Raw genomic sequence first — 21,351 nt, forward strand, 5'->3', positions numbered from 1 at the left:
GTGAGCCGCACGGTAGTGGGCCGCGTCTCGTTGGCGCGTGAACGCGCCAGGCGTCGGGAAACCGGTTGCCTGTGGCGTCCAATTGGGATGAGGAATCAGTTCTGAGCCATTGATTTCCTGCCTGAATTTGCTTGCTATTTTTTGTGACGTAACGCAAAATATGGGCCGAATTGACGGAGGATGCGCCAATGGTTGACCCCCTTGATCCCGGCACGCTTGCGTTGCCGCTGACGTTCAGGCGTGCCCGCGGCCGCCCGCGAAAGCCGAACGCGCTGACACCGGCCGAACGCGCACGGCGCTACCGCGCCAGGCAGAAAACCCTGGCGATGCATGTCGTGCCGATGGCGGTGCATCGCGACGTGGTCAGGGCTCGCGATGACGCGCAGGCGGAGGTGCTGCGTTTACGTGGGGAGCTGGAGCAGCTGCTGCAGCAACTGCGGCACTGACTCAGCTGTTCAGTGCGGTGCGGGGTGCGTCTGGCATGCCCGCTTGATAGCGCGACGACCTTGCGTCAGTCGCGCTGTCTTCGTGTGCGCGATACGTGTGTCGATGCGGGCGATCGTTCGATGACGATCACCCGTATCCGTTTCACGCGTTGAGTTCGGCTTTGAGCGCCGCGGCCTGCTTGGGGAACCAGGGGCCGTTGGTTTCCAGCACATCGGCGGCGACCTGCCTGGCCTCATCGGCGCGATGCAGCGCCTTCAGCGCTTTCACCCGCTGTTGCGCAACGGCAAGGCGATTGGCGCCGTACGCCTTGTCCGCCGCCTGCGCGAGGTACGGCAGGGCATCGGCCGGCTTGCCCGCATCGATGAGGCTGCGCCCGTAGCGATAGGCATAGACGTAGTCATCGGGATAGGCCGCGATCAACTTGCGCTGGTAGTCGTCGAGTTCCGCCGTGCGCTTGGCGCGCAGCAGATACATGCGCAGGTTGTCCGCCAGGTTGCGGTCGCCGGCGAGGTTGCTGCCCAGGCGCTGGCGGGTAAGCGTGATCGCGCGATCGAGCACGGCCGTCGCGGCGGCCTGATCGCCCAGTGCTTCATCGAGATCGGCGCTCGCCAGCACGGCGCTGCGCTGGTCGGCGCAGGCGGGCTGGCTGACCAGCACCTGGCTGTCGACGTAGTGATCCAGCGGCTTGCGTTGCGCTTCCAGCGTGGCCTGGCGCTGCGGTGCTGGCAGCTTGCCGGTGGCTTCCAGCAGGTTGTCCAGCACGTACGGGCGCTGGCAACCGATGTCCTGCGCCAGCACCTTCTGAGCGCTGGAGGCGATGGCCGACGAATCCTTGGACGCCTTGGCCTTCGCCAGCGAGAGCTGGTCCAGCGCCAGGGTCACGCGTGCATCCTTGCGTGCGTTCTGCTGCAGCGATGCGGGCAGGCCGCCGAACCAGGCGAAGCCTTCATCGCCTTCGCCGCGTGCCTGGTAGGCATCGAGCACGGCGGCCACCGCATCGACCGAGCCTTTGCCGGCCTTGCCCTTGAGTCCATCCAGCGTGTTGCCGATGGCGAGGATCTTGTCCAGCTGCGGGTAGAACTTCTCGCGCGGTTGTTCGGCGGTGATGCGGCCGAGCTCGTTGCCATGCTCGTCCAGCACCACGTAGGTGGGCAGGAACGAGGTCTTGAGCTTCTTCATCCACGTCTGCGCCTCCGGCGAGTCCGCATCCGACTCCACGACGATGGCCTTGCGCTGGGCGGCCTCCCACTCGGGGCCGTTCAACACGTGGCTCGCCATGTAGTAGCACGAGTAGCACCACACGGCCTGGAAATCGACCAGTACGGGACGATGTTGCGTGGCCGCCACCTTGAGCGCATCGGCGATGGTCGTGGGCGCCTTGTCGGCGGCGGGCGCCTGCAGCGAGGCCAGCATCAGGGCCGCGGCGAGCGGAGCGGTGGTGCGACGGAGCAGGTTCGACATGGCGGCGTGCCTCACTCGAGTTTCGTGCCGGTGGAAAAGGAGGGCGGGATGGCCCCAAGACCATCCCGCCCGATGCGTACGGCGAGGGACCGTCGCATCAAGACGCATGCTCAGTAGTCGTACGTCGCCGCCAGCCGCAGGTAGCGCGGCTGCTGGCGAACCACCGCCGAGCCGTACAGCGGGTCGGGCGTGCCGGGTGAGATCTGGTAATACGGGTAGGCGTTGAGGATGGCCTGCGAATTGAACACGTTGAATACGTTGAGCGAGAAACCCAGCTTGCCTTCGGCAAACGCCGGGCGGTACGTGGCGCCGAGGTCAAGCTGCCTGTTCCACGGCAGGCGATGCGTACCCGGCGGCGACGGCTGTCCGCCGCACCAGTGGTAGTAGCTGCCGTAGCCGTTCGGATCGGTCTGCTGGGGGCCGTAGTAGCCCAGGCAGTTGCGCGGGTTGCCGGAGACGATCGAGAGATTGCCCGACACCTGCCATTCCGGCGTGATCTGGTAGTAGCCGAACAGCTTGACCTGGTGCGCGTGGTCGTTGCTCTGCGCGCCGTTGGCGTAGGACATCAGCGCCGGGAAATCCCAATCGATGCTGGTGGATGCCGCCGTCTGCTGGATGTCCGAACGCAGCTGGCCTTCGGTGTTGCCGTAGCTGCGCGAGAACACGTAATCGACCTTGCCGTACCAGCGGCCGTCGAACGGGTGTTCCAGGTAGGCCTCCAGCGCGTAGTACTTGCGCTTGAGCGAGGGAAAGCCCATCTCGGCGTTGCTCAACGAGACGCTGCGATAGGCGCCGCCGTCATCGACCACCGTGAAGGTGTTGGAGCGGCCCGGGTTGATCAGGTAGCAGCTGTTGGTGGCGCTCACCGCGTAGCCAAGCTGCGCGGCCTTGTTCTCGATGGCCGGCACATCGCAGTAATCGTCGATGGCCGTGCGCAGGATGCGCTGGGTCAGCTTGGCGCCGTAGGTCCAGTTCGAACCCAGCGTCTTGTCGAAGCCGAGGATGAATTCATCCTGGTATTCCGGCTTGATGTCCTGCGCCGTCACCGTCTTCGGGTCGGGCAGCACGCCGTACGTGTTGTTGGACGACACCGGCTTGGAGAACGGCGTCAGGCCGATGGGCGTGCCATCCGCCGCGATGCCGCTATAGGTGAAGTACTGCTGCGTGGAGACGTACGCGCCGGCGGCATTCAGCGCGGGATTGAGCGGCAGGCCCAGGTAGTAACGCCCGGCGTTGCCGTACACCTTGAAGCTGGAGTCACCGTTCACGTCCCAGGTGAAGCCCAGGCGCGGCGCCCACTGCGCGCTGCGCTGGCGTATGTATGCATCGCCATTGGCGTTGTAGTCGGTGAACTGGTCGTTGCGCAGGCCCAGCGACAGCAGCCAGCGATCGTTTACCTGCCACTTGTCCTCGATGTACTGGGCGCGCTGCGCCGAACGCACGCTGGCAATGGAGCTGTTGACGTTCTGGATGGCGTAGTAGCCGGATGCGCCATTCGGGTAGTCCGCCGGCGCGCCCACGCCAAGGCTGGGAATCAGCGCCACGTTGGGCGTGGTGGTGTTGGCATACTGCCAGTAGTAGCCGGGGCCCGAGTTCTGGCTGCCCTGGTCGATGGCGCGCGCATTCTGGTTGTCGATGCCCGCCGACAAGGTATGCGAACCAAGCTGGTAGGACAGGTCGATGCGCAGGTTGTTGCTGTTGTTGTGGCGATTGGGATTGAACAGCGATTGCGTGACCTGGCTGTTGCCGATCGGGTTGCCGCCGTTGAACGCCGGGTTCTGGTTCTGGATGTAGGTGAGGTAGGTCAGGCTGCCGTCGTAGTTGCCCGGCACGTCGTAGTTCACCGTCTTCATCTTGCCGTACAGCGCCGAGAAGGTCAGGCGGTCGGTGAGGTAGCTGGTGAACTTGGCGGTGTAGAGGTCGCCGCCGGTCTTGGTGTTGTCGTTGGCGTTGATGTAGCCGCCGCGCGACAGCGCGTTGTAGTCGTAGGCATAGATCGAGCCCGAGGTGGAGCGCTTGCTCGACGCGCCGGTGACCTCGAGGATGTTGCTGTCGGTGATGTTCCAGTCGAGCTTGGCGTACCACTTGGGCGTGGTGTAGCGATAGTCGACGGAGGGCTTGGCGCTGGACACGTTGTTGACCGTGGTGCCTTCCTGGCGCGAGGCCTCGGCGGCAACGAACAGGAACAGCTTGTCCTTGATCAGCGGGCCGCCGGCATAGGCATCCACCGTGGTGGTCCACTGCCGGTTGCGGCTGTTGGGGTCGTACAGGCCGCCGGCGGTGGGCGAGGCGGGCAGGCCGTTGGTGTAGTACGTGTCGCGCGCGTTGGCCTGTGCAAACGCGGGCTCCCACAGTACCTGGCCGCCGAAGTGCCATTCGTTGGTGCCGCGTTTGCCCACCATGTTGATCACGCCGCCATCGGAGCGGCCGTACTGGGCGCTGTAGCCGCCCGTGTAGATTTCCTGCTGCTCGATGGCGCCATAGGGCAGGGTGAGGCCGCCCAGGCCACGCTGGCTTTCCGTCGTGTTGAAGCCGTTGATGTAGTACGCGTTCTCGCTCGCCGCGGAGCCGCCGAAGGTAACCAGCGATTGTCCCGTCGGGCCGGTGTAGCCGCCGCTGTTGCGAGTGACGCCGGGCGCGAGCAGGGCGATCGCCTCCGCCGAGCGCGCCAACGGCAGGCGGGCGAGTTCCTGTGCGGTGATGACGGTGCGCGAGTCCACGCTGGTGACGTCGATCTGCGGCGTGGTGCTGGCCGATACGCTCACCGCACCCAGTTCCCTGGCGGCCGCGGCCTCGAAGGACACTTCGGTGCCCGCGCCGACGCGCAGGCTGATGTCGTTGCGCGTATCGACCACGTTGCCGTCGCGCAGCAGCGATACGGTGTAGGTGCCCAACGGGAGTTCGGAGGCGACGTAACGGCCGCGATCATCCACCGCGACCGTGCGCGTGATGCCCGTCGCGCTCTTGATCTGCACCGTCTCGCCGTTGGCGGCGGGAACCTGGCCGAAGATGCTGCCCGTGGTGGACTGCGCGAAGGCAGGGGCGGTGCCCAGCGTCAACAGGGCGGCGAGCGCCACGGTGAGGGCCCGTGGAGATAACGCAATCTGCTTGTTCAAATCCTGGTTCTCTGGTCGCAACGGAGAAATGGCTGTCGCTGGTGTGCGTCCATGCGCATGCGGGAATCGGCGACGCCCGCGCCAGTGACAGCGTTTGGAGAAACGAACCCCTTTGCCGGCATGGGGATGCCGGCGCCGCGATGGTGGCCGCGCTCTGCGCGCCGGCCTCGTGGGTTGCGCCTATGAAAACCCGGGATTGGATCGATGGAAAGGGTTACGCAGATGAGGGTTTCTCATCTGGATAGAACCGGTGGTTATAAGCCGCGCCCCGCTTGGGTTGCGGACTGGCGGCGGGCACAAAAAAAGCCCGGCCCGGCGAGCCGCGAGGGGGCTGCGCGGGGCCGGGCATGGGAACCACGCATCAGGCGGCGACGGTTTCCTTCTTCACCTCGTCCACCGGCAGGCGGATGAGATAGTCGAAGGCGCTCAGCGAGGCCTTGGAACCTTCGCCCATGGCGATCACGATCTGCTTGTACGGCACGGTGGTGACGTCGCCGGCGGCGAACACGCCAGGCACCGAGGTCTCGCCGCGCACGTCGACTTCGATCTCGCCTCGTGGCGACAGCTGCACCGCGCCCTTCAGCCATTCGGTGTTGGGCAGCAGGCCGATCTGCACGAAAACACCTTCCAGCGCCACCTGGCGACTTTCGCCGCGGGTGCGATCGGTGTAGGTGAGGCCGGTGACCTTCTGGCCGTCGCCCTGCACCTCGGTGGTCTGCGCGCTGACGATCACGTCCACGTTCGGCAGGCTGCGCAGCTTGCGCTGCAGTACCTCGTCGGCACGCAGCTTGCCGTCGAATTCGAGCAGGGTGACATGGCCCACGATACCCGCCAGGTCGATGGCCGCCTCGACACCGGAGTTGCCGCCGCCGATCACCGCCACGCGCTTGCCCTTGAACAGCGGGCCATCGCAATGCGGGCAATAGGTCACGCCCTTGTTGCGATACTCCTGTTCGCCCGGCACGTTCATGTTGCGCCAGCGGGCGCCGGTGGACAGGATCACCGACTTCGACTTCAGCGACGCGCCGTTGGCGAGCACGATCTCGTGCAGGCCGCCTTCGGTCGATGCCGGAATCAGCTTCTCGGCGCGCTGCAGGTTCATCACGTCCACGTCGTACTCATGCACGTGCTGTTCCAGCGATGCGGCCAGCTTCGGGCCCTCGGTGTACGGCACCGAGATGAAGTTCTCGATCGCCATGGTGTCCAGCACCTGGCCACCGAAGCGTTCGGCGGCCACGCCGGTGCGGATGCCCTTGCGGGCGGCATAAATCGCCGCCGCCGCGCCCGCCGGGCCGCCGCCGATCACCAGCACGTCAAACGGTGCCTTGTTCCTGAGCTTTTCGGCGGCCCGCTCGCCGGCATTGGCGTCGAGGCGGCCGGCGATCTGCTCGATCGACATGCGGCCGGTGTCGAACAGTTCGCCGTTGAGGAACACGGTGGGCACGGACATCACCTGGCGCTCGTCCACTTCGCCCTGGAACAACGCGCCGTCGATCGCCACGTGCTTGATGTTGGGGTTGAGCACGCTCATCAGGTTCAGCGCCTGCACGGTATCCGGGCAGCTGTGGCACGAGAGCGACATGAAGGTCTCGAAGCGGAAATCGCCTTCGAGGTTGCGCACCTGCTCGATCACTTCCTGCGTGGCCTTGGACGGATGGCCGCCGACCTGCAGCAGGGCGAGCACGAGCGAGGTGAATTCGTGGCCCATCGGGATGCCGGCGAAACGCACGCTCACATCCGTGCCGACGCGGTTGATCGCGAAGGACGGCTTGCGCGCGTCGTTGCCGTCGAAGCGGGCCGATACCTGGCTGGACAGCGAGGCGATGTCGTCGAGCAGGCCTTTCAGCTCCTGCGACTTCTCGCCGTTGTCGAGGGAGGCCACGAGCTCGATCGGGTGGACGACCTTTTCGAGGTAAGCCTGCAACTGGGTCTTCAGATCGGCATCCAACATGGGAACTCCATCGGTTTCTTCGGGGTGAGCGCGTCGGGCGCCCGGTCTGGCCGGACGATGCGCGCACCTTGAATTTCGGAAAGCGGACCCGGCGGAATGCCGGGTCCGAGGCGGCCCGATGCAGCGGGCCACGTGCAGAACGGCGGTGTCTTAGATCTTGCCGACCAGGTCGAGCGACGGCTTGAGCGTCTTCTCGCCTTCCTTCCACTTGGCCGGGCACACTTCACCCGGGTGGGAGGCGACGTACTGCGCGGCCTTCACCTTGCGCAGCAGCTCGGACGCGTCGCGGCCGATACCGTTGTCGTGGATCTCGCACAGCTTGATCTGGCCTTCCGGATTGATCAGGAACGTGCCGCGCAGCGCCAGGCCTTCTTCTTCGATCATCACGTCGAAGTTGCGGGTGATCGCGCCGGTCGGATCGCCGATCATGGTGTACTTCACCTTCTTGATCGCGTCCGAGGTGTCGTGCCACGCCTTGTGCGCGAAATGCGTGTCGGTCGACACCGAGTAGACCTCGACGCCCAGCTTCTGGAACTGGTCGTAGTAGTCGGCCAGGTCTTCGAGCTCCGTCGGGCAGACGAAGGTGAAGTCGGCGGGGTAGAACACCACCACGGACCACTTGCCCTTAAGGCTGGCATCGGTCACTTCGACAAACTGGCCATTCTTGTAAGCCTGGGCCTTGAACGGTTTGATTTCGGTGTTGATCAACGACATCGTTGTTTTTCCGTTGGTTGTGGTTGGTAGAAGCCTAAGAATAGAGATTTTCGATCAATTGATCCAATTGATTGTTGGGATCATCGTCATTGACCGTGGCTATCAATGGGTTCGGCGCCGGCTGGCGGCGGGCCGCAACCGATGAAAGTGCCACACCCAGCGAAGTCGCGGCGTGAATGCGGCCGCACAAGGGCGCCGCGACGTTTCGTCGACGCGCGGGCGCAAGGCCGCGCCCATGGCGTTGACAGGCCCTAGTCGCTGCCAGGTGGACGGGTGAACACGTCTTCGCCGAATGCGTGGACCAGTGGCTGGGCGGCGTAGCCGAGATAGTCCAGGCCAAACCACGTCTCCATGCTGCGCAAGGTGGCGTAGTGGTTGTACGGCGTATGGGACACGGTGCCGGGCTTGACGAAAGGCGAGAGCACCACGGCGCCGATGCGTCCGCCGCCGGGCCCGTACTGGCCGGGAGGCGGTCCGCCACCCAGGGGTTCTTCGCCGCAGCATGCCGATGCGTCGGTGCCTTCATCGAACGTGATGATCAACACGCCATCCTTCCGGAACGCCGGCGATGCCATGATGCGCGGCACCCAGTCGCGCAGAAAGGCGTCCGCCGATATCGGCCCGCCTGTCTCGCCATTCAGGCATGGGGCATCGTGCCCGTCATGGCAGAGGTCCGGCGTGATGAATGCGAGGTTGGGCGTGGTGCCTGGTTGCTGCAGGTCGCTGCGCAGGGCGTCGAGCGGCACGATGTGTTGGCTGCAATATGCCTTGTCGTCGATGATCGAATGGAAGTAGACAAACGGATTGTGCTTGTCCGCATACCGGTCGGTGAGCGTTTCGCGATAGGTCTGGTCGACCGCGCCGATGGCGGCATGACCGCAGCGTGGAGCCTCGCGCCTGGGATTGTTGCCCATGCCTTCCATATAGCCCTTCCAGCTGAGGCCCGCATCGCGCATCTGGTCCGTCACCGTCTTGACTGAAGAAGGGTAGACGCAGCCTTGGCCCGCGAGTTGGCCGTTGGCGTCGAGCTGCCTGGCCGTCGGATGGAAGTTGACGAAGTTCTGGCAATCCTTCTGGGTGGCCGGGTTGGGGGCCTGCCCGCTGATCAAGGCGATGTAATTGCCGAGGCTGTTGTGGCCGATGCCGTAGTACTGCGTGAGCAGCGCGCCCTGCGCAGTGAGTTCATGGCTCAGGTACGGCGAACTCGTCTGTGCCCCGAACGTGATGTCGAAGGGCTCGTTCTCCAGCATGATCAGGAAGACATGGTGGATCGCCGTGGCGGAAGGGCTGGATCGGTCGTCGGCATGAAGCGGAGAGCAAACGGATGCGACCGCGAAGACCATGGTGGCGACGTATTGTTGCAACTGTGTCATCGGATGAAGCCACTTCATCGATTCGCTCCGCAGTGATGGGTGTGCCGGTGGCGAGCAATGAACAGGAAGCCATGCATCGTGCGCGGCAGTGGGGCGCTGCATGGGCTTCGATGGCCATCGAAGCCCCGCGTGGCGCACGAGGCTACCGCAGCGTATGCGCCTTTGCTGGCGAAATGCTTAGCGAGACGAAGCGAGCGCCACCTGCAACAGGCTAAAACACGCGGGAAATCGCAGGGTGACTGTTTTCATAGCGAACGGGCGCTTCGCAGTCATCGTTCATGTTCCGCTCCATGTCCAGGGCATGTCGACGCGTATTTAGCGGGGTATACAACGCATGCTCTTGCGATGGACCCGCCACATTTGCGGGCGTCTCACCGGTGCCGCGCATAGAGGTTTCGTGAAGGCCTGTGAATGCGCATTCAGCCGCCCAAATCATTTCGTATCGGTTCACTGTGAAGTAATAACAGCGTGCCATGATTGCTGAGTACTGAGTGTCTTGCAGTCGTGACTGCAAGTGCGTCGACAGCAAGAGCCACGGTTGACGGGCGATCCGCGAAGTGAAGGAGAGCGCGTTGTCGAACCATGGTTATCGCGCTTCGTAGGCGTGCATTCATCACGGCCGTGTTACTTGGTTTTTGGCAGCTGAAACCGGGAGCCACCTCGAGGTGGTTTCCGGATCGGACAGGGGGCTGATGAAACGGCTGGCGTCGTTGGGCGCCAGTGGGCCTGATCCGGGAGTATGCCAATACGTGTTTAAGCGGATATTGATTGTCTGCATGGGCAATATCTGTCGCAGTCCGGCTGCCGAGTACCTGTTTCGGCAGCGCGTGAACGGACGTGGCATCCAATTGCAGAGCGCCGGGTTGAGCGCAGTCGTCGGCGATCCCATGGACGCGACGGTCATGCGCCTGCTCAGCGAAAGCGGCATAGACGGTTCGCCGCATCGTGCCCATCAGCTCACCCCGCCCATGCTGCTCCAGGCCGACCTCGTGCTCGGCATGGAGAAGAGCCACGTCGACGCCATGGTCGAGCTCGCACCCGCGGCGCGAGGCAAGGTCTTCCTGATCGACAAATGGGTGGACGGGCGGGACATACCCGACCCGTACCGACAGCATCACACGGTATTCGTGCGTGCCTACGAAATGATCCGGCGCGCCGTCGATAGTTGGGTGGGCTACCTATGAACGTTAGCCTGCCTCATGCCATGGGAAGACCATCGCCATGACCATCATCCAATATCCCTCCATGCAGCCAGACGGCGAAATCGACCTCAGTGAAGTCGTCGGTACGCTCAAGGACCACAAGTGGAAGATCCTCGGCATCACCTGCATCTTCATCGTGCTGGCCGTGGCCTATTCGATGGTGGCCACGCCGATCTACCAGGCCACGGCGATGGTGCAGGTCGAGCAGCAGGTGCAGAACCTGCCCCAATTGAGCGCGCTCAGCCAGACACTGGCGGGCGCGAGCCCCGAGGCCACCACGGAAACCAACCTGATCACCTCGCGCATGGTGATCGGCCAGGCGGTGGACAAGCTCAACCTCACGGTGGAAACCTCGCCGCGGCGCTTCCCGGTGATCGGTTCGTTCTACGCCCATCGCTTCGCGAAAAATAATCCAGGCAAGGTCGCGTCGCCTCTCCTTGGCATGAGCGACTACGACTGGGGCGGTTCCAAGCTCGACATCTTCCGGCTGGAAGTGCCCGATGAACTGCTCGACAAGCCGCTGCGTTTCATCGCGGGCGAGGGTGGCCTCTACGTGCTGCAGGACGATGACGGAAACATCCTCGTCATCGGTCGCGTCGGCCAGGAGGCCAAGGCGCATGGCGTGACGATCGACGTGAAAACGCTCGCCGCCAACCCGGGTACGCGTTTCCGCGTGTTCAAGCGCCGCGAGCTCACCGTGATCAACGCGCTGCAGCGGCAGATCAACGTGACGGAGCAGGGCAAGGAGTCGGGCATCCTCGGCTTGACCTACAACAACGCCAGCCCGGTCATGGCAACCAGGATCCTCGAGCAGGTGGCCGAGCTCTACGTGCGCCAGAACGTGGAGCGCAACTCCGCCGAGGCCGCCAACAGCCTGAAGTTCGTGCGCGACCAGATCCCCAACGTGCGGCATGAGCTGGAGCGCGCCACCGCCGCGCTGAACGAGTTCCAGAACAAGGCGCAGTCGGTCGACATCAACATGCAGACCCAGACGCTGCTGAACCAGTCGGTGTCCATCGACACGAACCTGGAGCAGCTTCGCTTGCAGCTGGCTGACGTGCAGCGTCAGTTCACGCCGGCGCATCCGCAGTATCAGTCCTTGATGAAACAGATCGGCCAGCTGCAGGCGCAGAAGAATGCGATCGAGAAGAAGGTGGGTGGCCTGCCGGATACCCAGCAGCAGTTGCTGAAGCTGACCCGCGACGTCCAGGTGAGCAACGAAACCTACACCAGCCTGCTCAACCAGGCCCAGCAATTGGATATCGCGCGAGCCGGCACCATCGGCAATGTGCGCATCATCGACCGCGCGGCCGTGGACGTGACGCTGCCGGTGTGGCCGCGCACGATCCTCATCCTGATGGGCAGCGCCCTGTTCGGTGGCTTCGTGGCGCTGCTGTACGTCTTCATTCGCCAGATGCTCAATCGCGGCATCGAGGATCCGGCCGTCATCGAGAAGCTTGGCCTGCCGGTCTACGCCACGATTCCGGTCAGCCCGCGCGAGCGTGCATTGCAGAGCAAGCGTGCGCGGCCGGACGGCCGGGAGCATGTGCTGGTCGAGGACTCTCCCAAGGACCTCGCCGCCGAGGCGCTGCGCAGCCTGCGCACGAGCCTGCACTTTGCCCGCCTCGAAGCAAAGAACAACGTGCTGATGATTTCCGGCGCGAGCCCGAATGCGGGCAAGACCTTCGTGTCGGCCAATCTCGCCGCCGTGGTGGCCCAGACGGGCCAACGCGTGCTGCTGATCGATGGCGACATGCGCATCGGCGTGGTGCACAAGATCCTCGGCGGAAGGGCGGAGATCGGCTTGTCCGAGCTGATCTCCGGCCAGGTGGACATGGCGGGCGCCATACGCCAGGCCGAGTCGCCCAGCGCGCTGCACTACATCACGCGAGGAAAGATCCCGCCGAACCCGTCGGAGCTGCTGATGAATGCGCGGTTCTCGGCGCTGCTCGACCACCTGAAGCCGAAGTACGACCTGATCATCATCGATACCCCGCCCATCCTGGCGGCGACCGATGCGGCGGTCATCGGCCATCACTCCGGTACCGGCCTGCTGGTGGCGCGCTTCGGCCTCAGCCAGACGCGCGAGCTTGCCCTGGCCAAGCAGCGCTTCGAGCAGAACGGCGTATCGATCAAGGGTGCCATCTTCAACGCTGTCGAGAAGCGCAGTCGCGGTTACTACGCCTATGCCTATTACTCGGTCGAAAAGGCGGTGTCGTGAGCATCGCCCTCGCGGCGGTGGCCGGCACGGAGCGCGATGGCCCGCGAGCGGCGCGGGCAGGGCCGTCGTAGCGGGCGCGGCGAGGTGGCCCGCCTCGCCGCGAGGGGTCAGGGGTCCCATGGGTTCTGCAGGAGTTTCCACGAAGGATCGACGCTTTGCGCGATCCGTCCATACCACTCAGCCTGGAAAGATGTAGGAAGGGAATTTGGCCGATGCCCCATACCAAGAATTTCGCGCTGATCGGTGCCGCGGGCTATATCGCCCCGCGCCACATGCAGGCGATCAAGAGCACTGGCAACAAGCTGCTGGCTGCCTTCGATCCGAACGACTCCGTCGGCATTATCGACTCCCATTTCCCGGAGGCCGACTTCTTCACCGAGTTCGAGCGCTTCGATCGCCACGTCGACATGCGGCGCCGGGCGAAGAATGGCGCGCAGATCGACTACGTCTCCATCTGCTCGCCCAACTACCTGCATGACTCGCACATCCGCTTTGCCCTGCGCTCGGGCGCCAACGCCATCTGCGAGAAGCCCCTGGTGCTCAATCCGTGGAACATCGACGGCCTGCTGGAAATCGAGCGCGAGACGGGCAGGAAGACCAATACGATCCTGCAGCTGCGCCTGCACCCGTCCATCATCGCGCTGCGCGAGCGGGTGCGCAGCGAAAAGCGTGACACCAAGTACGAGGTCGACCTGGCCTACGTGACGTCCCGCGGGCACTGGTACCTGCAGAGCTGGAAGGGCGACACCAAGAAGTCCGGCGGCATCGCCACCAATATCGGCGTGCACTTCTTCGACATGCTGCACTACCTGTTCGGCGACCTGCAGTCCAACGTGGTCCACCTTTCCACTGACACCAAGTCCGCGGGCTACCTCGAATACGAAAAAGCGCGCGTGCGCTGGTTCCTGTCGGTGGACCTCGAGGACGTTCCCGGGAACGCGCGCGAAAGCGGCCAGCGGACCTATCGGTCGATCACCGTGAACGGCGATGAGATCGAATTCTCCGGCGGGTTTACCGACCTGCACGACCGCAGCTACGTGGAGATCCTCGCCGGGCGCGGGTTCGGCCTGGAGGAGAACCGCACCGCCATCGAGACAGTCTCGGCCATTCGCGCGGGCAAGACGGCTTCCGCAGGGGAAGACGGCCACCCGTTTCTCAGGAAAAAGTGAGCATCGCATGGACCACTACCAGCATCCTTCCGCCATAGTCGACGAGGGCGCCGTGATCGGCGAAGGCTCGCGCGTCTGGCATTTCGTCCATGTTTGCGGCGGCGCGCGCATCGGCAAGGGCGTTTCGCTCGGCCAGAACGTGTTCGTCGGCAACAAGGTGGTGATCGGCGACCGCTGCAAGGTGCAGAACAACGTGTCGGTATACGACAACGTGACGCTCGAGGAGGGCGTGTTCTGTGGCCCCAGCATGGTGTTCACCAATGTCTACAACCCGCGCGCCCTGGTGGAGCGCAAGGACGAGTACCGCGACACGCTGGTCCGCCGCGGCGCGACGCTGGGTGCGAACTGCACCATCGTCTGTGGCGTGACCATCGGCGCGTTCGCCTTTATCGGCGCCGGTGCGGTCATCACCGAAGACGTGCCGGCCTACGCGTTGATGGTCGGCGTGCCGGCCAGGCAGATCGGCTGGATGAGTGAATTCGGCGAACGCCTCGATCTCCCGCTGGAAGGCGAGGGCGAGGCCGTCTGCGCGCGTACCGGCGCGCGCTACGTCCTCGAGGGAAACACGCTACGTCAGTTGGAGCCCGTGACATGATTGATTTCATCGACCTCAAGTCCCAGCAGGTCCGCATCAAGGCAAGCATCGATGCGGGTATCGCACGAGTGCTGGAACATGGCCAGTACATCCTCGGGCCCGAAGTCGCCGAACTGGAAACCCGCCTTGCCGCCTATACCGGTGCCAGCCACTGTATTTCGGTGGCCAACGGTACGGACGCGCTGCAGATCGCGTTGATGGCCCTGGGCGTGGGCATGGGCGACGAGGTGATCTCGCCAGGCTTCAGCCACATTTCAACGGCCGAGGCCATCGCGGTGCTGGGCGCCAGGCCGGTCTACGTCGACATCGATCCGTTGACCTACAACCTGGATCCGGCCCAGCTCGAGGCTGCGATCACTTCGCGTACCAAGGCGATCATCGTGGTGTCGCTGTATGGGCAGTGCGCGGATTTCGACGCCATCAACGCCATTGCCGCGAAGCGTGGCATTCCGGTGGTCGAGGACGCGGCGCAGAGCTTTGGCGCGACCTACAAGGGGCGCAAGAGCTGCAACCTGAGCACCATCGCCTGCACCAGCTTCTTCCCCAGCAAGCCCCTGGGCTGCTACGGCGATGGTGGCGCGATCTTCACCAGCAATGAGGCCCTTGCCAAGCTGCTGCGGTTGATCGCCCGGCACGGACAGGACCGCCGCTATCACCACATCTGCGTCGGCGTGAACAGCCGGTTGGACACGCTGCAGGCCGCCATCCTGCTGGCGAAGCTCGAGGTGTTCGACGAAGAGATGCAGCTGCGGCAGCAGGTGGCGCGGACCTACGACCGGCTGCTGCGCGACAACGACCAGCTCGGCCTGCCGGTCATCGAGAAGCACAACGTAAGCGCCTGGGCGCAGTACACCGTGCGCGTCGGCGATCGCGAGGCCTTGCGTGCGCGCCTGCACGAGGCGGGCGTGCCCACGGCGGTCCACTATCCGCTGCCGCTGTATCGCCAGCCTGCGTTGCTGGATGAGCGCGCGCGCTTTCCGGTATGCGATCTCGCCGCGGACCAGGTCATGAGCCTTCCCATGTCGCCTTATCTCGACGAAGGAAGGCAGGAGCAAGTAGCCGCGGCGCTGGCGGCCAGGGCATTTGCCTGACATGCCGGGAGGATCGGTATGAAGAAGATCATCTTTGGAAAATGCTACGCGTTTTCCGGCGATCCGATGTACCAGGCATGGCTGGCCGAAAGCCTCGCGCTCTATGCGGACGCGGGTGATTTGCCGGCGCAGGTCGAGATACATATCGTCTCGGAGATATCCGGCCGGGCCCTGGTGGCCATGAACCCCCGGCTGCATCGCACCTTCGATCACGGCATGCTGACGTCCTTCCCCGCGGCCGACGTCTACTGGGGGTGGTCCGGGAGCGGCTCGCTGGAGGTGGAGGTGACGCTGCGCTCGCGCCGGGGCGTCAAGCGCAACGTGCAGAAGCTGCTCTCGGTGGAATACGCCAGCGACCTGGAGTCGTTCGAGCAGATCCTCCACGAGTTCGTGCTGGTGCCTTCGACCTACTTCTTCAGTGACATGGTGCCGATCCATGCCGCATGCCTCACGGTGAACGGCGAAGCCTGCCTCCTGGCCGGCACGGGTGGCGTGGGGAAGTCGGCTGCCATGCTCGCGCTGAGGCAACACGAGGGCGTGGGATTTGTCAGTGACGACATCTCGCTGATGTCCTACGGATCGTCGCTGGTGTACGCCAACATGGCGTGGCCGAAGATCTACGGCTACAACTGCACCGATCCGGCGCTCAAGGTCGAGCTGCTGGCGGGTCGCGGCTGGGTCGACCGCACCCACTTCAACGTCAAGGCGTGGATCAACGTCGCGAGCACGCGGCGCAAGCTTCGCCCCGACAGGGTGTATCGCAAGGTGGAGTCCGCGCCGGTTCCGCTCTCGCGCCTCTACTACCTGGTGAGGGAGGACGTGGCCGATTTCCACGTCGTGAGCCTTGATGCCTCGGTTGCCGCCGAGATGACGATCGCCGTCATCAGCGCGGAGTACAGCATCTTCCACGACCAGCTCTATTGGGAGCAGTACAACGCGCTGGCCACTTCACGCACGGCCATGCTGACCATGGACCAGGTGGTCGCCAACTGGCGCCGGCTGCTTTCCGAATGCCTGGCCACGGTGGCGTGCTTCAAGACCAGCGTCCCTCTGAACATGGACCATGCCGCGTATCGAACCTGCATGATCGACACGCTCATGGCCGGCACGGTGGAGCACGCATGAGGATAGCCATACTTACCAACGCCTTTCCCTACTACCCCGGCGAGCAGTTCCTCGAGGACGAGATCGGCTACTGGGCGCGTGACGTGGATGCCCAGGCCACGGTGCTTCCGGCGGTCGCCGAAGGGTCGCCCAGGCCGCTGCCCCCGGGCGTGTCGATGGACCTCTGCATGGTGCAGCCAGGTGCGCTGCGCCGCCTGCCGTATATCGTTCGCGCCGCGTTCTCAAAGCTGTTCCGCGAGGAGCTTTCCTACCTCGGGCAGTCCGGAAAGTCGTGCCGTCGTACCGTGGTTCGCGCGTTGCTGCATGTCTCCAAGGTCATGCAGCAGAGGGACGCGCTGGTGCGCTATGCGCGCCGCAACGGCGTCATCGACGTGGCCTACAGCTACTGGAACGACACACAGGCATACGCGGCGATCCTCGCTCGAAAGAAGGGAGCCATCCGCCGGGTGGTGACGCGTGCGCACGGCATCGATCTGTACCAGGAACGCCGCATGCACGAGTACATGCCGCTCAAGCGCCAGTTCATCGGCTCGTTCGACCGGATTTTTGCGCTCTCGACCGAGGCACAGGGCTACCTGAAGAAGACCTACGCCGCCCCGCTCGAGAAGATCACCATCATTCCGCTCGGCGTTCCCCTGGTTCCCGGTCTTTCCAGGCCGAGTCCGGATGGCAGCCTGCACATCGTTTCCGTGTCGTTCTGCCTTCCCGTGAAGCGCATGGACCGGATCATCGAAGGCCTGAGGCTGTTCGCCGGCAAGCATCCCGAGTTCAAGGTGCGGTGGACGCATATCGGCGCCGGACCGCTGCTCGATGAGATGCGGGAGATGGCCAGGGCCCGGCTTGGCGACCTTGCCAACATGGAATTCACGCTGGTCGGGGAACTGCCCAACGATGCGGTGAAGAAGTACTACCTGAACATGCCGGTCGATATCTTCATGAACACGAGCGAATCGGAGGCCATACCAGTTTCCATCATGGAGGCGATGAGTGCGGGCGTCATTGCCATCGCGCCAAACGTGGGTGGCGTCTCCAACCTGGTGTCGGCCAAGTGCGGCGTGCTTTTGAGCAAGAGCCCCACGTACAAGGAGATCGCGGATGCGATCACCGTGCTTGCGTTCGACGGTTCGCGAAATGAGCTTCGCGTGAATGCGCGAAAAGCCGTCGAAGAACGTTTCGATGCGGCAAAGAATTATCCGTCGTTCATCCACGATGTGTTGTCTATCGGTGCTTCCTGAGATGTATCGCAGGGAATGCTTGGTCAAGCTCGTGTAAGAAGGTGCGAGCATCATGTGCGCGATAGATCAGGCACGAACATCCGCTGAAACTGGAAGGCCGTCTAGTGAATTTGAGAACCATAGCGGCATTTGCTTTTGGCCCGATCGCCACCGCGGGATTGGGGTTGGTGACGGTTCCGGCGATCACGTGGATCTTCGCGCCGGCTGACGTTGGACGTCTAAACGTTGTTCAGATCGCAGTGTCGTTCGGGGTACTACTATTCAACCTAGGCCTGGATCGGGCTTATGTGCGCGAATATCACGAGTGGCCCGATCGCGGCGCGTTGCTGAAGGCCTGCTTCGCTCCTGGCTTCCTGCTGCTGCTGTTGGCCATGGTGTTGACCATTCCGTTCAGCGATCGCATTTCCGTGCTGTTGTTTGGCCTGGATGAGGTCGCCTACTACTGGATGCTGGTTGCCTGTGTCGTAGTGAGCTTCATATCGAGATTCCTTTCACTGATCTTGCGAATGCAGGACCGCGGAATGGCCTTTTCCATGAGCCAGATTCTTCCGAAGATCGCGTTTCTCCTGGTCGTCGGACTCATGGCGCTGCCGCAGTTTTCGCGCTCGTTCTGGCAGCTGGAGCTCGCCTACCTCGTTTCGCTCCTGTCCGTGTTGTTCGCCTTCAGCTGGAATACGCGCCGCGACTGGCGCCCGGCGGTGGGTGCCTCGCTATCCAGCGACCAGGTGCGCGGCCTGCTCAGCTACGGCGTGCCGCTGATCTTCGCCGGCGTCGCGTACTGGGGCCTGGATGCCACGAGCACGCTGGCGTTGCGTTCGCTCTCGACGCTGACCGAGCTGGCCTTCTATTCGGTGTCCATGAGTTTTGCGGGGGTTGGCATCGTCTTCCAGACGATTTTCACCGTGCTGTGGGCACCCATGGTCTACAAGTGGGTCGCTCATGGTGCAGACATGAAGCGTGTGGATCATGTGGCGCATCAGGCGCTGGCCGTGGTCTGCGCCATCTGGGTCCTGAGCGGAACGTTCTCATGGTTGATCGATTTCGTCCTGCCCGAGAATTACCGGCAGGTGAAATACCTCATGCTGTGCAGCATCGGCCAGCCGCTGCTCTACACGCTGTCCGAGGTGACCTGCGTGGGCATCGGCATCACCCGTCGCTCGATGTTGTCGCTGTGGTCGACGCTGGTGGCCCTGGTGGTCAACGTCATCGGCAGCGTGTGGCTGGTTCCCAAGCACGGTGCGGCAGGCGCCGTGGTCGCCAACGCCGTGGCGTTCCTGGTGTTCTTCATCGCGAGGACGGAGGCGTCGGCCTATGTATGGCGTCCCATTCCGCGCACCAAGCTCTACGTATCGGTGATCGTGGCCGTTGCCTTGTCCATCGTGACGCTGGCCTTCGATGAGGAGACGCCGGCGACGGTCAGCCTGGTCTGGCTGGCGATGGTGCCGGTGGTGTTCCTGAGTTTCCGTTCGGAGTGGTCCGACATGTACCGGGCACTGCGATCCGCCATTCGACCCAAAGACTGGACAGAGGAGACGACCCGCGAAACGTGATGTTCTTCCTTGGTCATCGCAAAGGTCCATCGTCACCCTCGCGTGGGGCGGGATGGTCGGGCCGCGGGGAGCGATGCCGGGTGAACCCATCGAGCTTTAGCCAATCAGGGGGCAACGCTGCAGGCCAAATGAGGGTCAGGCGATGCCAAAGATCAATTTGTTCGTATTTGCGGCGCATCATTTGTCCAGCAATGTTGCCGCCGAGCGCTTCAAGGGTCTGCTGAAGTACCTGGACCCGGACAAGTACAGGATTTTCGTCTTTGCGCGCCAGGTTTCGCTGGATGCGCCGGTGAACGTGCCATCCGGCCACGCCGGCATGCAGATCATCGCGTTGCCGGGGCAATGCGTAGGCAGCGAATCATCCGTGCCGTCGTCGCTGCTGGCCATGGCGAGCGCCTTCGTGCGATCGCTTCCCTTCGTGGTTCCGCGCGGAAGGGCCGCGCGCACCTGGCTGATGCAGGCCCTGGCGGAAGCCGATCGCCTGTGTGGCGAGCGGGTGGCCGCGGGTGAATCCTGCGTGGCCATCGGCACCTATTCGCCGATCGACTCTCTGATCGCGGCGGCCAGCCTGGCCAAGCGCTACGGCATCGGCTGCATGCAGGATTTCCGCGACGGCCTGGTGTTCGAGGCGCTGGGCAAGCCTGGCTGGTTGCGCAACCAGGTGCGTACGCAGATCGAGAAGCGTGTGGTGGACGTCAGCGGCTTGGTCACCTCGGTGAGTGGGCCGCTGGTCGAGGACTTCCGGCAGCGGTATCCGCACAAGAACGTCAAGGTCCTGCCCAACGGCTACGACCCCGCCGACTTCGAGCGGCTTGCCGGTGACGCCGATGGCGTCGGGCGCGCCACCGCGATCATGGCCGAGCACGTGCCGCCGGGCGCGACCTTGATCGGGCATTTCGGCAGGATCGGGGCGAGCGACAGCTCGGCGTCGGTGACGCTGGAGCACTTCATCGACACATTGAATCAGTGCACCGACATCACCGCGGGCAAGCAGGTGATGTTCGTCGGCGAGCTGACGCCCGCCGAGCGCGCATCGATCGGCCGCGCAAGATTTCCCGTCTGCGTCGTGCCACCGGTGGAGCGGACCGTGGCGCTTCAACTGATGAAACGCTGCAGCAAACTGTTGCTGCTTACCGGTTCGCGGGTCAGCTGCGCCACCGGCAAGCTGTTCGACTACCTCGCGACGGGGGTGGACGTCGTCTGCGTCACCCAGGTGCGCAACGCGGCCACCGTCATCCTTGGTGAAACCGGCGCCGGCCGGACCTTGCTGATCGGAGACGGGTCCACGAATGCGGCCATGCTGCGCGAGGCGCTGTTTGGCCCGGCCAATGGATCGCGGCATGACATCAGCGCTTATAGCAGGGTCGCCCAGGCGAGCCTGCTCGACCACTGGATATCCCACATGGTGACGGCATGAATTCCGTGAATGATCCAGCACCGATGGTTCCTCCGGTGCCAACGCGACTCCCCGAGACGGATGCCCCCAGGCTGACGGTGCGGCACCTGTTCATCGGTGTTGCCTTCCTGCTGCTGCTCTTCACGGTGGTCGTGCCGAACTCGCTGCCGATTCCCACGGCGGTGACGATAGGGCTTGCCGCCTTGCTCGCGCTGCCGGGCATGCGTTTCGGCCTGGGCTTCAAGAACCTGCTTGCGCTGTATGCGTGTTCGGCGATGGTGACGGTGATCTATCTCGTCGTGGGCGGCATGCACGGCGCACCGTTCATCGGCCTGGTGCAGGTGGCGGCGGTCTACATCGTCACGCCATTTCTCTGGATCCTCGTCGCGGATGGATTGCGCCGCGCGATCGGCATCGAGCGCCTGGTCGAGTGGTTCACCGTGCTGAGCCTGCTGTGCGTACTCAGCGTGGCCCTGTTCTTCTATCTATACCTGACGCGCGGCGCCGCCGCCGTAGCGTTCTTTTTCCAGGGCGCCAACCTCAATCTCAACGAGGGCTTCGCCGGCGCCACCATGCACGTCTACGGCTCGATGATCTTCCTGTGCGGTGGCTTCTTCAGTTCGCCTGAACTGATCAAGCGGCGCACGCTGCGCTTCGCCCTGCTGGCCATGCTGTTGATCGCGGCCGTTACCTCGGGCCGCTCGG

General features: G+C 63.9%; 15 protein-coding genes and 1 pseudogene. 11 read left to right on the forward strand and 5 right to left on the reverse strand.

Features of this window, described 5'->3' with window-relative positions; all coding sequences use genetic code 11:
- Positions 1-188: 188 nt before the first annotated feature.
- Positions 189-446: a hypothetical protein gene (locus tag JMF82_RS05115; protein WP_201313453.1), complete on the forward strand. Its 258-nt coding sequence runs from the start codon at positions 189-191 to the stop codon at positions 444-446.
- 142 nt (positions 447-588) lie between these two features.
- Here JMF82_RS05115 and JMF82_RS05120 read toward each other — a convergent pair whose 3' ends face one another.
- From JMF82_RS05120 to JMF82_RS05140, 5 genes are all read right to left on the reverse strand, one after another.
- Positions 589-1,908 carry a thioredoxin family protein gene (locus tag JMF82_RS05120; RefSeq protein WP_201313454.1) on the reverse strand — a complete coding sequence of 440 codons (1,320 nt, stop codon included), beginning with the start codon at positions 1,906-1,908 and terminating at the stop codon, positions 589-591.
- 110 nt (positions 1,909-2,018) lie between these two features.
- Positions 2,019-5,024, reverse strand: a complete 3,006-nt coding sequence (locus tag JMF82_RS05125) for a TonB-dependent receptor (protein WP_201313455.1) — start codon at positions 5,022-5,024, stop codon at positions 2,019-2,021.
- Positions 5,025-5,385: 361 nt separating this feature from the next.
- Entirely contained in the window at positions 5,386-6,975 is a 1,590-nt protein-coding gene (gene ahpF / locus JMF82_RS05130) for an alkyl hydroperoxide reductase subunit F (protein WP_201313456.1), read from the reverse strand.
- A 150-nt stretch (positions 6,976-7,125) separates the two neighbouring features.
- Entirely contained in the window at positions 7,126-7,689 is a 564-nt protein-coding gene (gene ahpC, locus JMF82_RS05135) for an alkyl hydroperoxide reductase subunit C (protein WP_038617766.1), read from the reverse strand.
- A 251-nt stretch (positions 7,690-7,940) separates the two neighbouring features.
- Positions 7,941-9,080: an alkaline phosphatase family protein gene (locus JMF82_RS05140; RefSeq protein ID WP_236585300.1), complete on the reverse strand. Its 1,140-nt coding sequence runs from the start codon at positions 9,078-9,080 to the stop codon at positions 7,941-7,943.
- A 674-nt stretch (positions 9,081-9,754) separates the two neighbouring features.
- On the opposite strand from JMF82_RS05140, the gene JMF82_RS05145 reads away from it, so the two are divergent.
- The 10 genes and pseudogenes from JMF82_RS05145 to JMF82_RS05190 form a co-directional block, all read left to right on the forward strand.
- Entirely contained in the window at positions 9,755-10,246 is a 492-nt protein-coding gene (locus JMF82_RS05145; RefSeq protein WP_255559923.1) for a low molecular weight protein-tyrosine-phosphatase, read from the forward strand.
- Between the two features lie 37 nt (positions 10,247-10,283).
- Positions 10,284-12,485 (forward strand): polysaccharide biosynthesis tyrosine autokinase, encoded by a 2,202-nt coding sequence (locus JMF82_RS05150; RefSeq protein ID WP_201313457.1) that lies wholly within the window; start codon positions 10,284-10,286, stop codon positions 12,483-12,485.
- A 212-nt stretch (positions 12,486-12,697) separates the two neighbouring features.
- The gene (locus tag JMF82_RS05155; protein ID WP_201313458.1) at positions 12,698-13,654 is read left to right on the forward strand and encodes a Gfo/Idh/MocA family oxidoreductase; all 957 of its coding nucleotides are present in this window, start codon (positions 12,698-12,700) and stop codon (positions 13,652-13,654) included.
- A 7-nt stretch (positions 13,655-13,661) separates the two neighbouring features.
- Positions 13,662-14,249: an acyltransferase gene (locus JMF82_RS05160; RefSeq protein ID WP_201313459.1), complete on the forward strand. Its 588-nt coding sequence runs from the start codon at positions 13,662-13,664 to the stop codon at positions 14,247-14,249.
- The gene (locus JMF82_RS05165) at positions 14,246-15,340 is read left to right on the forward strand and encodes a DegT/DnrJ/EryC1/StrS family aminotransferase (RefSeq protein WP_201313460.1); all 1,095 of its coding nucleotides are present in this window, start codon (positions 14,246-14,248) and stop codon (positions 15,338-15,340) included. Before JMF82_RS05160 ends, JMF82_RS05165 begins: the two co-directional genes overlap by 4 nt.
- Positions 15,341-15,358: 18 nt before the next feature.
- On the forward strand, positions 15,359-16,465 hold the full coding sequence (locus tag JMF82_RS05170) for a hypothetical protein (protein WP_201313461.1): 1,107 nt from the start codon (positions 15,359-15,361) through the stop codon (positions 16,463-16,465).
- Positions 16,462-17,700 (forward strand): glycosyltransferase, encoded by a 1,239-nt coding sequence (locus JMF82_RS05175; RefSeq protein WP_201313462.1) that lies wholly within the window; start codon positions 16,462-16,464, stop codon positions 17,698-17,700. Before JMF82_RS05170 ends, JMF82_RS05175 begins: the two co-directional genes overlap by 4 nt.
- A gap of 104 nt (positions 17,701-17,804) precedes the next feature.
- Positions 17,805-19,250, forward strand: a complete 1,446-nt coding sequence (locus JMF82_RS05180; protein ID WP_255559924.1) for a lipopolysaccharide biosynthesis protein — start codon at positions 17,805-17,807, stop codon at positions 19,248-19,250.
- A gap of 142 nt (positions 19,251-19,392) precedes the next feature.
- The gene (locus JMF82_RS05185) at positions 19,393-20,667 is read left to right on the forward strand and encodes a glycosyl transferase (protein WP_201313463.1); all 1,275 of its coding nucleotides are present in this window, start codon (positions 19,393-19,395) and stop codon (positions 20,665-20,667) included.
- Between the two features lie 35 nt (positions 20,668-20,702).
- A pseudogene (locus JMF82_RS05190) lies at positions 20,703-21,351 on the forward strand (hypothetical protein); the annotation flags it as partial.

The organism is Dyella sp. EPa41, from assembly GCF_016586165.1.
GTDB lineage: Bacteria > Pseudomonadota > Gammaproteobacteria > Xanthomonadales > Rhodanobacteraceae > Dyella.

What these genes read in the sequence shown, in the direction of transcription:
- JMF82_RS05140 (WP_236585300.1), bottom strand. Translation starts at nt 9,080, where the DNA reads ATGAAGTGGCTTCATCCGATGACACAGTTGCAACAATACGTCGCCACC.
- JMF82_RS05170 (WP_201313461.1), top strand. Translation starts at nt 15,359, where the DNA reads ATGAAGAAGATCATCTTTGGAAAATGCTACGCGTTTTCCGGCGATCCG.
- JMF82_RS05150 (WP_201313457.1), top strand. Translation starts at nt 10,284, where the DNA reads ATGACCATCATCCAATATCCCTCCATGCAGCCAGACGGCGAAATCGAC.
- JMF82_RS05160 (WP_201313459.1), top strand. Translation starts at nt 13,662, where the DNA reads ATGGACCACTACCAGCATCCTTCCGCCATAGTCGACGAGGGCGCCGTG.
- JMF82_RS05120 (WP_201313454.1), bottom strand. Translation starts at nt 1,908, where the DNA reads ATGTCGAACCTGCTCCGTCGCACCACCGCTCCGCTCGCCGCGGCCCTG.
- ahpF (WP_201313456.1), bottom strand. Translation starts at nt 6,975, where the DNA reads ATGTTGGATGCCGATCTGAAGACCCAGTTGCAGGCTTACCTCGAAAAG.
- ahpC (WP_038617766.1), bottom strand. Translation starts at nt 7,689, where the DNA reads ATGTCGTTGATCAACACCGAAATCAAACCGTTCAAGGCCCAGGCTTAC.
- JMF82_RS05185 (WP_201313463.1), top strand. Translation starts at nt 19,393, where the DNA reads ATGCCAAAGATCAATTTGTTCGTATTTGCGGCGCATCATTTGTCCAGC.
- JMF82_RS05145 (WP_255559923.1), top strand. Translation starts at nt 9,755, where the DNA reads ATGAAACGGCTGGCGTCGTTGGGCGCCAGTGGGCCTGATCCGGGAGTA.
- JMF82_RS05115 (WP_201313453.1), top strand. Translation starts at nt 189, where the DNA reads ATGGTTGACCCCCTTGATCCCGGCACGCTTGCGTTGCCGCTGACGTTC.
- JMF82_RS05175 (WP_201313462.1), top strand. Translation starts at nt 16,462, where the DNA reads ATGAGGATAGCCATACTTACCAACGCCTTTCCCTACTACCCCGGCGAG.
- JMF82_RS05155 (WP_201313458.1), top strand. Translation starts at nt 12,698, where the DNA reads ATGCCCCATACCAAGAATTTCGCGCTGATCGGTGCCGCGGGCTATATC.
- JMF82_RS05165 (WP_201313460.1), top strand. Translation starts at nt 14,246, where the DNA reads ATGATTGATTTCATCGACCTCAAGTCCCAGCAGGTCCGCATCAAGGCA.